The 13,183-nt window shown below is 67.4% G+C and carries 9 protein-coding genes and 1 tRNA gene; 3 read left to right on the plus strand and 7 right to left on the minus strand.

Annotated elements, in window-relative coordinates; translation table 11 throughout:
• The first annotated feature begins 83 nt into the window (after positions 1–83).
• Positions 84–2,192 carry a prolyl oligopeptidase family protein gene (locus tag H0X90_RS28815; RefSeq protein WP_077188720.1) on the plus strand — a complete coding sequence of 703 codons (2,109 nt, stop codon included), beginning with the start codon at positions 84–86 and terminating at the stop codon, positions 2,190–2,192.
• Positions 2,193–2,211: 19 nt separating this feature from the next.
• On the opposite strand, the gene xth is transcribed toward H0X90_RS28815, so the two are convergent.
• Positions 2,212–2,988 (minus strand): exodeoxyribonuclease III, encoded by a 777-nt coding sequence (gene xth, locus H0X90_RS28820; RefSeq protein WP_034201544.1) that lies wholly within the window; start codon positions 2,986–2,988, stop codon positions 2,212–2,214.
• A gap of 184 nt (positions 2,989–3,172) precedes the next feature.
• Here xth and H0X90_RS28825 point away from each other — a divergent pair.
• Positions 3,173–3,249, plus strand: a tRNA-Met gene (locus H0X90_RS28825).
• Positions 3,250–3,346: 97 nt separating this feature from the next.
• Here the strand turns inward: H0X90_RS28825 and H0X90_RS28830 are convergent.
• Both H0X90_RS28830 and H0X90_RS28835 read right to left on the minus strand, forming a co-directional pair.
• Complete coding sequence (locus H0X90_RS28830) at positions 3,347–4,150, minus strand: DUF3472 domain-containing protein (RefSeq protein ID WP_077188721.1); 804 nt, start codon at positions 4,148–4,150, stop codon at positions 3,347–3,349.
• 297 nt (positions 4,151–4,447) lie between these two features.
• A complete protein-coding gene (locus H0X90_RS28835) occupies positions 4,448–5,140 on the minus strand; it encodes an aspartate/glutamate racemase family protein (RefSeq protein ID WP_077188723.1) in 693 nt (230 codons plus the stop codon).
• Positions 5,141–5,305: 165 nt separating this feature from the next.
• On the opposite strand from H0X90_RS28835, the gene dinB reads away from it, so the two are divergent.
• Positions 5,306–6,481, plus strand: a complete 1,176-nt coding sequence (gene dinB / locus H0X90_RS28840; protein WP_006496799.1) for a DNA polymerase IV — start codon at positions 5,306–5,308, stop codon at positions 6,479–6,481.
• Between the two features lie 60 nt (positions 6,482–6,541).
• Here dinB and H0X90_RS28845 read toward each other — a convergent pair whose 3' ends face one another.
• The 4 genes from H0X90_RS28845 to fixL form a co-directional block, all read right to left on the minus strand.
• Positions 6,542–8,629, minus strand: a complete 2,088-nt coding sequence (locus H0X90_RS28845; protein WP_006496800.1) for a M3 family metallopeptidase — start codon at positions 8,627–8,629, stop codon at positions 6,542–6,544.
• Positions 8,630–8,873: 244 nt separating this feature from the next.
• Complete coding sequence (gene folD, locus H0X90_RS28850) at positions 8,874–9,734, minus strand: bifunctional methylenetetrahydrofolate dehydrogenase/methenyltetrahydrofolate cyclohydrolase FolD (protein ID WP_006482550.1); 861 nt, start codon at positions 9,732–9,734, stop codon at positions 8,874–8,876.
• Positions 9,735–9,976: 242 nt separating this feature from the next.
• The gene (gene fixJ, locus H0X90_RS28855) at positions 9,977–10,615 is read right to left on the minus strand and encodes an oxygen response regulator transcription factor FixJ (RefSeq protein ID WP_006493245.1); all 639 of its coding nucleotides are present in this window, start codon (positions 10,613–10,615) and stop codon (positions 9,977–9,979) included.
• The gene (gene fixL / locus H0X90_RS28860) at positions 10,612–13,128 is read right to left on the minus strand and encodes an oxygen sensor histidine kinase FixL (RefSeq protein ID WP_012492712.1); all 2,517 of its coding nucleotides are present in this window, start codon (positions 13,126–13,128) and stop codon (positions 10,612–10,614) included. Before fixL ends, fixJ begins: the two co-directional genes overlap by 4 nt.
• Positions 13,129–13,183 lie beyond the last annotated feature (55 nt).

Consider the following 13,183-nt stretch of genomic DNA (forward strand, 5'->3'; position numbering starts at 1 on the left):
GATTCGCGGCAGGCGCGGGCCGCGCCTGCCGCGATCGGACATAATCGCGGTTTGCATGCAGCTTGCCATTCCGCCGATCCTCCATGTCCGAATCCTTCCGCTGGCCCGCCGGGGCCGACCCGTTCCGTTTCCTCGAAGCGCTCGACAGCAAGCGCGCCCGCACGTGGGTCGACGAGCAGAATGCGCGTACGCGCGCCGCGCTGCGCGACGACGATGCCTATCGCGCGCTGACCGCGCGTCTCGCGAAAGCGTATCTGCCGCGTGAACGCCCGGTGATTCCGACCCGCTGGCGCGACTGGGCGTACGACCTGTGGCAGGACGATCTTCATCCGAAGGGACTGTGGCGCCGCACGCGCTGGGCCGACTGGCGTGCCGGCCAACCTGCGTGGGAGACGCTGCTCGACGTCGACGCGCTCGGCGCCGAAGAGGGCGAGTCGTGGGTGTTCGAGCAGGAGGCGATCCTGTATCCGGACGGCGATCGCGTGCTGCTGTCGCTGTCGCCGGGCGGCGCCGATGCGGTCGTCGTGCGCGAATTCGATCTCGTCGAGCGCCGGTTCGTGGACGGCGGCTTCACGATCGACGCGCCGGGCCATCACACGGTCGGCTGGATCGACCGCGACACCGTGTACGTGAGCTGGGATCGCGGCGAAGCGCATGCGACCGCGGCCGGTTATCCGTATGAAGCACGGCGCTGGGTGCGCGGCACGGCGCTCGCCGACGCGCCCGTCGTGTTCAGCGGCGAGCCGGACGACATCAGCGCGGGTGCATGGTACGACCCGATCGACCGCCGCCACGTTGCGTGGCGCAGCGTCGATTTCTTCGACGCGCACGCGTACCGGCTGACCGACGCGGGCGAATGGGCGCGCTACGACGTGCCGACGCATGTCGAGGTCGGGTTCTGGGAAGGCTGGCTCGTGCTGGAGCCGCGCCTCGACTGGGATTGCGACGGTGTGCGCCACGCGGGCGGCTCGCTGCTGGCGATTCGCGAGCAGGCGTTCCTCGCCGGCGCGCGCGAATTCACGACGCTGTTCGCACCGCGGCCGACCACATCCGCCTGTACGTGGACGCACACGCGCACGACGCTGATCGCGAGCTGGCTCGACGACGTGCACAACCGTACGATGCTGTGGCAGCCGCGGCAGGCCGATGACGGGTCGTGGACATGGGATGCGCGGCCGTTCGACTGGCCGGGCAATGCGCAGATCGACGTCGAGCCCGTCGAGTCGACGCTGAACGACGAGGTGTACGTCGACGTCGACACCTATCTCGATCCGCCCGAATGCTGGCTGGCCGATCTGGCCGATCGCGCGGACGATGCGCCGTCGCGCCGCGTGCTGCTCGACCGGCCGCCGGTGCAGTTCGACGCGGCCGGGCTGGTCGTCCGCCGCGCGAGCGCGCGTTCGCGGGACGGCACGGTGGTGCCGTACACGCTGATCGGGCCGCGCGATGCGCTCGACGCACCGCCGGGCGGGGCGCGCGTCGCCCGGCCATGCCTGCTGTCGGGCTATGGCGGTTTTGCGATCCCGAACCTGCCGGGCTACAGCGATGCGTTCGGCATCGGATGGCTCGAACGCGGCGGCGTGATGGCGTTCGCGCACATCCGCGGCGGCGGCGAATTCGGGCCGCGCTGGCACACCGACGCGCAGCGTGAACATCGTCAGCGTTCGTTCGACGATTTCATCGCGGTCGCCGAGGATCTGGCCGCGACCGGCGTGACGAGTGCCGCCCAGCTCGGGATCGAGGGCGGCAGCAACGGCGGGCTGCTGGTCGCCGCGTGCATGATGCAGCGGCCGGAGCTGTTCGGCGCGGTGCTGTGCCGCGTGCCGCTGCTGGACATGCAGCGCTATCCGAAGCTGCACGCGGGCGCCGCATGGCTCGACGAATACGGCGACCCGGACGACCCGCGCGAAGGCGCGGCGCTGGCCGCGTATTCGCCGTATCACCGGGTGCGCGAAGGGGTCGTGTATCCGCCGTTGTTGCTGACGACGTCGACCCGCGACGACCGCGTGCATCCCGCGCATGCGCGCAAGATGGCGGCGCGCATGCAGGCGCTCGGTCACGAACGGGTGTGGTACTGGGAGAACACCGACGGCGGCCACGGCAGCGCGGACGATCTCGAACGCGCGGAAGCCGATGCGGCCGAATTCGGCTTCCTGTGGGCCCATCTCGGGCCGGCGCCCGCGCGGCGCTGATCGCGCGCGGGCCGGAAGATCAGCCGACGATCGCGACGACGGGCGTGTGGTCGGACGGCTGCTCCCACGTGCGCGGCGTGCGATCGACTTCGCACGACGCGCAGGTCGCCGCGAGTTCCGGCGACAGCAGGATGTGGTCGATGCGCAGCCCCGCGTTGCGGCGGAATGCCATCATCCGGTAGTCCCACCACGTGAAGGTTTTCTCGGGCTGCTCGAAGCGGCGGAACGCATCGACGAAGCCGAGTTCGATCAGCTGCGCGAAGTGCGCGCGCTCCTGCGGCGACACGAGGTTCTGGCCTTCCCATTTCGCCGGATCGTGCACGTCGCGGTCTTCCGGCGCGATGTTGTAGTCGCCGAGCAGCGCGAGCTTCGGGTAGCGTTGCAGCTCGGTGCGCAGCCACGCCTGCAGCGCGTCGAGCCACTGCATCTTGTAGACGAACTTGTCGGAGTCGAGCGCCTGGCCGTTCGGGAAGTAGGCGGACACGATGCGCACGCCGTCGACCGTCGCGGCGATCACGCGCTGCTGCGGATCGTCGAAGCCGGGGATGTTGCGCACGACGTCCGATTCGTCGACGACGAGCGTGTCGCGCACGAGGATCGCGACACCGTTGTAGGTCTTCTGGCCCGTGAACCAGCTGCGGTAGCCGGCCGCCTCGAGATCGGCGCGCGGGAATTTCTCGTCCGGCAGCTTCAGCTCCTGCAGGCACAGTACGTCGGTGCCGCTTTGCGCGAGCCAGTCGAGCACGTGCTGTTTGCGGACGTTGAGCGAATTGACGTTCCAGGTGGCGATTTTCATGAACGGGAGGGTGCGTGCGGCGTGAATGCGAAGGCCGCCATCTTACCGCGAGCATGGGGTGCGAACGCACAAGGTCATGCAGGCTCGCGCATGTGTCACGCATCGCCGCTCGGGCAGCAGAACCGGAAATTGTGACAAAAGTATTGACGTGAGTACTTCCTCACCCTATAATTTATTTCTCTGACGCGGGGTGGAGCAGTCTGGCAGCTCGTCGGGCTCATAACCCGAAGGTCACAGGTTCAAATCCTGTCCCCGCAACCAAGCACACCAGACGATGTGCGGCGCAATTGACCGATGCGCACTTCGTCCACGAAAAACCCGGCTCCGTGCCGGGTTTTTTGTTTTCCGCGTCCGCCTGTTATTTCGGCGCGCCCGGGCTCCTGGGCAGGAAGCCGTTCTCGAGCTGATAGGTCGTCGTGTTGACCAGCGTGGCCCGCGCGTTCGGCGTGCCCGACAGCACCGCGCACTTGTCCTTCCCCGTATTCAGCCGGATCGACCGCTCGGTCGTCGGGTAGTCCACTTCCTTCAGGTAGAAATGCGGCAGCGACGTCATGTAGCGCGCGTACGGCACGCATGGCCGCTGCATCGGGTCCTTCGACGCAGCATTGAACGGAAAGTATTCGTCGAACAGGTAAGCCGAACTCGACAGGCCGCCCCAGTCCGCCGGCACCGCGATGCTGCCGATCGGCGTCGTGGCGCCGGTGGCGACGTCCGTGATGAAGCCGTCGACGGTCGAGCGCCCGTCGCTGCGATTGGCCTGCGTCACGGTGACCTGCAGCCGATACGCACGGCCGGTTTTCCACGGGTAGGCGATCGAGCACGACGTGCCGGAACCGCCGTCGGCGCCGCCGCGGCAATTCGCCGACAGCGGCGCCGTGCCGGTGCCGAACGCGCTGAAGATCACCACGTTGGTGCCGCGCGTGCGCGGCTGGATGCCGGTGTACATCGCGTGCCCGCCATGTTGCGACGACAACTGGTTGGCCCAGTAGTAGCTGGCGTTGACCTCGGTCGGCACGACTTCAGGCGTGATGTCCCACGTCATGCGATCGAAGCCGTCGCTGGGCGTCGTGGCGGCCGATGCGGCGATATTCGGGTCGGCATGCGCGTTGAGCGTGGCCGACACGGCGAGCAGCGCGCCGAATACGGTGCTGAGTCTTTTCATGTTCCTGTTTCCCGTTGGTGGAAAAAGAGACCGCGACGAGCAGCGTCGATTGCGGTGGCGCTGCTCGCGTACCAATTTGCAGTCACTTTATTACCAAGGGACAAGCCGTCGTGTCGACGCGTCCGTGTGAACCGGGCGCGTGATGCGCGGGTCGTTCGTGCCGGGCCCCGCGTGACGGGCGAGAGCAGGGCGTCGGGCGAGCCGCGACGCGTACGTCGGGAGAGTGAATCCCGGCGCACGAAACAATGCGGCGATGCCATTCGGCGACGCGTGTCGGTACGCGACGGCGTGTGTCGTTCAGCGCGCCGCCCACTCGACGGCCGCTTTCGCATGCAGCGCGGTCGTATCGAATACCGGCAGCGGCGAGTCGTCCGCACCGATCAGCAGCGTGATTTCCGTGCAGCCGAGGATCACCGCCTGTGCGCCGCGCGTGGCCAGTGCGTCGATGATCGACACGTATGTCGCGCGCGATTGCGTCGAGATGACACCGTGGCACAGCTCGTCGTAGATGATCCGGTGCACGTCGTCGCGCCCGGGTTCGTCCGGCACCAGCACGTCGAGCCCGAACTTCTCGCACAGCCGCGCCGCGTAGAACGGCAACTCCATCGTGTAGCGCGTGCCGAGCAGCGCGACGCGCTCGACGCCCGCGGCGCGCAGCGCGCTGCCGGTCGGATCGGCGATGTGCAGGAACGGCAGCGCCACCGCGGCCTCGATCGCGTCGTGCACCCGATGCATCGTATTGGTCGTCAGGACGACGAGGTCGGCGCCCGCTGCTTCGAGTTGCCGCGCGGCGTCGGCCATCCGCTCGCCGAGCGCGGCCCAGTCGTGCGTGCGTTGCAGCGCTTCGATGTCGGCGAAGTCGACCGTGACCAGCACGCTCTTCGCGTTGTGATGCCCGCCGTGCAATGCCTTCGAGTGCCGGTTGATCATCCGGTAGTACTCGGCCGACGATTCCCAGCTCATGCCGCCGATCAGTCCGATCGTCTTCATCCGTCACCTTTGCGTTTCGTGTCTCGCGGCAGACGAGTATAGGTGTCGCTGCCCGTGCCCGGCCGGTACGATCCGCGCGAACCGGGCCGGTACGGCGCAGCCGGTTGCGCATGGCCGGCTACGGGCGGCCGGCTTCGGCCGCACGCGGCAGTTGAAACCGGCACTGTGTTTTTGTACAGTATCGGCACCGTGAGCCCGACCACCATTCCGCCTGCCGATCCGCACGCGCCGCCGCCCGGCGACGCGCCGCCGCGCATGCGCAAGATCATTCATTGCGACTGCGACTGCTTCTACGCGTCGGTCGAGATGCGCGACGACCCGTCGCTGCGCAACCGGCCGCTCGCGGTCGGTGGCCGTCCCGACCAGCGCGGCGTAATCGCGACCTGCAACTACGAGGCGCGGCGCTACGGCGTACATTCGGCGATGTCGTCGGCGCTGGCGATGCGCAAGTGTCCGGACCTGCTGATCCTGCCGTCCGCGATGGACAAGTATCGCGCGGCGTCGCGGCAGATCATGGCGATCTATCGCGACTACACGCCGGACGTCGAGCCGCTGTCGCTCGACGAAGCCTATCTCGACGTCAGCGGGTCCGAACGTTGTCAGGGCAGTGCGACGCTGATTGCGCGCGAGATCCGCGAGCGGGTGCGCGAGACGGTCGGCGTAACCGTGTCGGCGGGCGTTGCGCCGAACAAGTTCATCGCGAAGATCGCGTCCGACTGGAACAAGCCCGACGGGCTGTTCGTCGTGCGGCCGCACGAGATCGATGCGTTCGTCGCGGCGCTGCCGGTGCGCAAGCTGCACGGCGTCGGCAAGGTGACGGCCACGCGGCTCGACCGGCTCGGCATCCAGACCTGCGCGCAGTTGCGCGACTGGCCGCTGATCGACCTGCACCGCGAGTTCGGCGCGTTCGGGCGGCGGTTGTACCAGCTGTCGCGCGGGATCGACGAGCGGCCGGTGCAGGCCGACCAGGAGCGCAAGTCGGTCAGCGTCGAGACGACCTACGTGACCGACCTGACGACGCTCGAGCAATGCGCGGACGAAATCCGCCGCCTCGTCGTGCAACTCGACGCGCGGATCGAGCGCGCGGGCGCCGTGCGGTCGATCCGCAAGCTGTACGTGAAGATCCGCTTCGCCGATTTCCAGCGCACGACGGTCGAGTGCGTGGCCGATGCGACCAACGCCGAGACGGCCGTCACGCTGCTCGCGAAGGGGTTGCTGCGGCGCGCGCAGCCGGTTCGGCTGCTGGGCGTCGGCGTGCGCATCGACGAGGACACGGCCGAGCGCCACGGGCAATTCCTGCTGTTCGACGACGAAGTGGGCGACGGCACGCCCGCGCCATGAAAAAAGGCACCGCCGGAGCGGTGCCTGTCGATGCGGCCGGACGAGCCGGGCTACGCGCGCTCAGTGCGCGGACGCGGCCATCCCGTTGTGGCGCAGCAGCGCGTCGATCTGCGGCTCGCGGCCGCGGAACGCCTTGAACGATTCCATCGCCGGACGGCTGCCGCCGACCTCGAGGATTTCGCGGCGATAGCGCGTGCCGGTTGCCGCGTCGAGCACGCTGCCGCTGGCGGCGGCCGCTTCCTCGAACGCCGCGTACGCATCGGCCGACAGCACTTCGGCCCACTTGTAGCTGTAGTAGCCGGCCGCATAGCCGCCCGCGAAGATGTGGCTGAACGTGTTCGGCCAGCGCGAGAACGGCGCCTGCGGGATCACGTGATAGCGCTCGTTGATCTCGCGTGCGAACGCGGTCACGCCGGTGGTGCCGGCCGGGTCGAAGTCGACGTGCAGCAGCATGTCGAACATCGAGAACACGATCTGGCGCAGCGTGCCGAGCCCGCTCTGGAAGTTCTTCGCGGCGATCATCTTGTCGAACAGTTCGCGCGGCAGCGACGCACCCGTGTCGACGTGCGACGACATCGACGACAGCACGTCCCATTCCCAGCAGAAGTTTTCCATGAACTGCGACGGCAGTTCGACCGCATCCCATTCGACGCCGTTGATGCCCGACACGCCGAGCTCGTCGACGCGCGTGAGCATGTGGTGCAGCCCGTGGCCGAATTCATGGAACAGCGTGATGACTTCATCGTGCGTGAAGCACGCGGGTTTGCCGCCGACCGGCGCGGAGAAGTTGCAGGTCAGGTACGCAACGGGCGTCTGCACGTCGCCGCCGCGCTTCGCGCGCGACCGCGCGTCGTCCATCCACGCGCCGCCGCGCTTGCCTTCGCGTGCGTACAGGTCGAGGTAGAACTGCGCGACGAGCGAGCCGTCGCGGTTCTCGACGCGGAAGAAGCGCACGTCCTTGTGCCACACCGGCGCGTCGTCCGGCTTGATCCGCACGCCGAACAGCGTTTCGGTGACGGTGAACAGGCCCTTCAGCGCGGCCGGTTCCGGGAAGTACTGCTTGACCTCGTTTTCCGAGAACGCATAGCGCTGCTGGCGGAGTTTTTCGGCCGCGTACGCGACGTCCCACGGGGCGAGTTCGGCGAGGCCGAGCTCCTTCGCGGCGAACGTGCGCAGTTCGTCCCAGTCCTTGTCCGCGTGCGGGCGGGCGCGCGTCGCGAGATCCTCGAGGAATGCGATCACCTGCTGCGGCGATTCGGCCATCTTCGGCGCGAGCGACACTTCGGCGAAATTGCGGTAGCCGAGCATCTGCGCCTCTTCGCGGCGCAGCTTCAGCTCGTCGGCGACGATCGCCGTGTTGTCCCATTCGGCCTTGCCGTCGCCGTATTGCGGCCCGAGCTCCGACGCGCGCGTCGCATAGGCGCGGTAGAGCGTCTCGCGCAGCGCGCGGTTGTCCGCGTACTGCAGCACCGGGAAGTACGACGGGAAATGCAGCGTGAATTTCCAGCCTTCCTTGCCGTCCTTCTGCGCGGCTTCGCGGGCGGCCTCGATCGCGTCGCCGGGCAGGCCGGCCAGCTCGGCTTCGTCGTGGGCGAAGTACGCGTACGCGTTGGTCGCGTCGAGCACGTGATCGGAGAACGCCTTCGACAGCGCGGCCTGCTGTTCCTGCAGTTCCGCGAAGCGCGGCTTCTGGTCCTCCGGCAGCTCGGCGCCCGACAGGCGGAAGTCGCGCAGCGCATTGTCGAGGATCTTCTTGCGCTCGGCCGACAGCGTCGCGTATTCGGCGCTCGCGGCGATCGCCTTGTACTTTTCGTACAGCGCGAGATTCTGGCCGACGCTCGACCAGAATTCGGTCACGCGCGGCAGGTTTTCACCGTACGCAGCCCGCAGTTCGGGCGTGTCGGCGACCGCATTCAGGTGGCCGACGATGCCCCATGCGCGGCCGAGCGGCTCCGTGGCCCGCTCGACCGTCTCAACGACGGCGGCCCACGTCGACGGCGTGTCGCTCGCGCTCGCGGCTTCGACCGCGCGGCTGGCGGCATCGAGCAGCGTATCGAGCGCGGGCGTCACGTGTTCCGGGCGGATCTCGCCGAAACGGGGCAGGCCGGAGAAGTCGAGGAGCGGATTGGTGTTGGCGCTGGCGGACATAAGACTCCCTGTCTGTTGCCGGATGAACCGGGATGAAAAGGGTAACGGCGGCGGCGCGCGAACGCGCCCGATACCGACATTATTGGGGCGCATCGTGCGCTTTCCAATCGTTAGTTTCTAATGACGCGATTGACGCAGGGTCGGATGCGCAGCGAGGCGCGCCGGCTGGCGCGATGCAGCCGGGCGATTGCGGCTGGCGAGACACCGGCGCACGGAAGCGCGCGCCGGCTGGGCGGGTGGCGCGTCAGGCCGCGGCGGCCGCGGCGCGTTCGGCGGATTCGATCGTGTTGATCAGCAGCATCGTGATGGTCATCGGACCGACGCCGCCCGGCACCGGCGTGATGTAGCCGGCGACTTCCTTCACGCCCGCGAAATCGACGTCGCCGCACAGCTTGCCTGCGTCGTCACGGTTCATGCCGACGTCGATCACCGTCGCGCCCGGCTTTACCATGTCGGCGGTCAGGATGTTGCGCTTGCCGACCGCGGCGACCACGATGTCGGCCTCGCGCGTATGCGCGGCGAGGTCGCGCGTCTTGCTGTGGCAAATCGTCACGGTCGCGCCGGCGTCGAGCAGCATCATCGCCATCGGCTTGCCGACGATGTTCGAGCGGCCGATCACGACCGCGTTCGCGCCTTGCAGCGCGATGCCGTGCGCTTCGAACATCTTCATCACGCCGTACGGCGTGCACGGGCGGAACAGCGGCTTGCCGGTCATCAGCGCGCCGGCGTTCGCGACGTGAAAGCCGTCGACGTCCTTTTCCGGCGCGATCGCCTCGATCACCTTGTGGCTGTCGATGTGCGCGGGCAGCGGCAGCTGGACGAGGATGCCGTGGATCTTCGGGTCGCGGTTCAGTTCGTCGATGCGCGCGAGCAGGTCGGCTTCCGACAGCGTGGCCGGGTACGCATCCTTCAGCGAGAAGAAACCGTTGTCCTCGCAGGCCTTGATCTTGTTGCGCACGTAGACTTCGCTCGCCGGATTTTCGCCGACGAGGATCACCGCGAGACCGGGCTGGTGGCCGCGGGCGGTCAGTGCGGCGGCGCGCTCGGCGGCCTGACCGCGCAGGGTCTTCGAGAGGGCGTTGCCGTCGATGAGGAGGGCTGTCATGGTGGTGGGTCCTGCCGGGAAGTTGGAATGCGGGCGTACGACGCGCGAAGCGCCGTAGCAAAGCACGTAATTATACCGTTCGCCTGCTGCCGTCCGACAGCGAATCAACGGGAAGCGTCATGGCCGCGGCGCGTGCGCGCCGGGAGGAACGGCCGCCGCCGCGCGAGTGGGCCGCATCGCGCGGGGCGGCAAATACCGGTTGCGGGCCGGGCGGGCCGTGCCGCCGCGGCCGGAGAACCCGCTCAGGCCTGCTTCTTCGACAGCGCGAGGCGCAGCAGGTCGGCCACCGTGTTGACGTTGAGCTTTTCCATGATGTTCGCGCGGTGCGCCTCGACCGTCTTGATGCTGATGCCGAGGTCGTCGGCGATCTGCTTGTTCAGGCGGCCGGCGATGATCCGCTCGAGCACCTGCTGCTCGCGCGCGGTCAGCTTCGACAGGCGTTCGCTCGCGGCACGCTGTTCCTGGACGCTCTTGCTTTCGCTTCGGGCCTTGTCGAGCATCCGCTCGACGAGCTTGCGCAGCTCGGCTTCGTCGAACGGTTTCTCGATAAAGTCCATCGCACCCTTTTTCATCGTCGACACGGCCATCGGCACGTCGCCGTGACCCGTGACGAAGATGATCGGCAGCGCGGCATTGTCGGCGATCAGGCGTTCCTGCAATTCGAGGCCGCTCATGCCCGACATCCGCACGTCGAGGATCAGGCACGCGATCTGGCCGGCCTGCTGCGCCGGCTGGTAGGCATCGAGGAACTGCTCGGCGCTCGAGAAGCATTGCACGCGATAGCCGTTCGCCTCCAGCAGCCAGCGCAGCGAGTCCCGTACGGCCTCGTCGTCGTCGACGACAAAGACGGTTTCCTGAGTGGTGGTGACAGGGCTATTCATAGTTCTCCCGTAACGGTATGTGATGCCGATGCCTCGCGCCCCCCTTGGCCGAGATCAGCGGGTTCCCCAATGGGCAGGCTGCAGTGGAACGTCGCGCCGGAAATGCGGCCATCCGGCTCGACGTTGTTGACCACCCACAGACGCCCCCGATGCGATTCGATGATCGAACGGCAGATGTTCAGCCCCATGCCCATGCCATCGGACTTGGTGCTGTAAAACGGTTCGAACAGGCGCTCGGCGGTCGCTTCATCGACGCCCGGGCCCTGGTCGATCACACGGATGTCGACGAAGCCCGCATCGATGTCGGCGACGACGCGGATCACGCCGTCCGCCGACGCCGGCTTCACGTCGGCCATCGCCTCGGCTGCGTTCTTCATCAGGTTCATCAGCACCTGTTCGATCAGCACGGGGTCGACATAAATAATAGGCATTCTTGCGAGGATTTCCGTGACGATCCGGATCCTGCGCTTTCTGGCCTCGATTTCGGCCAGCCCGACCGCATCGGCGACGATGTCCGCGACCCGTGCCGGCTGGCGCTTCGGCTCGCTGCGCTTCACGAATTCGCGGATCCGCTTGACGATCATCCCCGCGCGCAGCGCCTGCTGCGCGGTCTTTTCCAGCGCGGGCTGCAGCGTCTCGGGCGTGCCGCGGCCGCTCTTCACGAGCGCGAGCGTACCCGAGCAGTAGTTGTTGATCGCGGCGAGCGGCTGATTCAATTCGTGAGCAATCGACGACGCCATTTCACCCATCGTCATCAATCGGCTCGTGAACTGCAGCTTTTCTTCCTGCTGATGCGCGAGCTCCTGCGCTTTCTTGCGGGTCGTGATGTCGGTCGCGATCTGCATCTGCGCGAGGTGGCCGTCCACCCACTGGATGTACTGGCGGCGCACCTCGAACCACTTCTGGATGCTCTCGACGTACACCTCCTGCGCATCGGCGGTGCTGCTCGTCAGCGCGGCGGCCGGCAGCCCCGCGAACGCGTCGACCATGTCGATCGAGTCGGACGACGCCTGCGCGCGGTCGAAGCCGCCGCCCGACAGCTCCAGGTGGCCGTCCGGACGAATGCCGAACAGGTGGCGGTAGTAGCGGTTCGCGAACAGCAGCTCGGCTTCGTCGGCGGCGAGCACCGACACCGCGGCGTCGAGGCTTTCGAGCACCGTCGTGAAGCGTTCGTGCGCGGCCGCGAGCTCTTCGCGCGCGCGCTTCGGCTCGGTGATGTCGGTCATCGACGACATCCAGCCGGTCTGGCGGCCCGAGCTGTCGATCAGCGGTGACACGTACAGGCGCGCATGGAACAGCGTGCCGTTCTTGCGCCGCACGCGCAGCTCGAAGCCCGAGCTCGGCGCCTTGCCGCGCAGCGTCATGTCGAGCTGGCGCTGCATTTCCGGGTACGCGTCGCGCGGCCAGTACGGGAACGGTGCGACCTTGCCGACGAGATCGGTTTCGTCCCAGCCCGTCATCCGGCAGAAGGCAGGGTTCACGTGCGTGATGCGGCCGTGCATGTCGAGCACGCGCATGCCGATCAGCACCGAGTTTTCCATCGCGCGGCGGAAGAACGCTTCCGCATACAGCGCCTGCTGCGCCTCGAAGCGCTGGCGCGTGTGCTTCCACAGGCTCCAGAGGCTCCACAGCACGAAGCACGACAGGCCGGCGACGAGCCACACGAGCGTGTTGTTGGTCAGGTTGGTGAGCTGCGGGAACGCATACACGCGCACCGTCAGCCCCTGACCGGGCGGGTCGAGCGGCAGATCGTAGTGGGAGTCGCGCGGCAGGCGCGGCCGCGTCGACGTGGACGACAGTTCGCGGTTGTTCGAATCGGTGATCGAGATCTTGTACTTCGACGACAGTTCCTGCGGGATGTCGTGCTTCAGGATGCCCTCGACCGAGAACACCGCGGCGATCGAGCCGAGATAGTCGCGGTCGCCGCGCATCACGGGCGTCTGCAACGTGATGAAGCCGTTACCGAAGTCGTCGTAGATCAGCGGCGAATAGGCCTGGCGGCGCGTGCTGCGCGCCTCGTCGTACGCGCCGCGCACGGCGTCCTGCATCTGTGCGTCGCCGGGCTTCGCGAGGCGCTGGCCGAGCAGCGGCGGATGCACGGTGGGCCAGCGTTGCACGCCGGGCGCCGTATACCAGTTCAGGTAAAGGATTTCCGGATGCGTCTGCATCACGTCCGCGACGGCCATCTGGAATGCATTCTGGTCGAGACGGCCGGACGCGAGATCGCGCGACAGCGCCTGCAACTGTTCCTGCGCGCCCGTCATCGACAGGCGGATCTGCTGCTGGGCCCACGCGACGTTGCGAAACAGTGTGTCTTCCTGCTGCTGCTGTTCGCGCCGGTTCAGGCTCCACAGGATGAGGCTCATCACCACGAGGAACACCAGGATCGACAGCAGCGGCGTCAGCAAATAGGAATTGGACCACCACGGTCCGTGGTGCCAACGGGACGGCTGCGACTCCGCCGGCGGGCCCGGCGGTCGCGCCGAGCGTGCGAAAAGCCGATCGGTCAACATGGCAGGATTGTAGCGCAGCGCAATACATGGAAAACCTATACCGGATATGTTGAAC

It is taken from the genome of Burkholderia sp. 9775_39 (assembly GCF_015712225.1).
Taxonomy (GTDB): domain Bacteria; phylum Pseudomonadota; class Gammaproteobacteria; order Burkholderiales; family Burkholderiaceae; genus Burkholderia; species Burkholderia cenocepacia.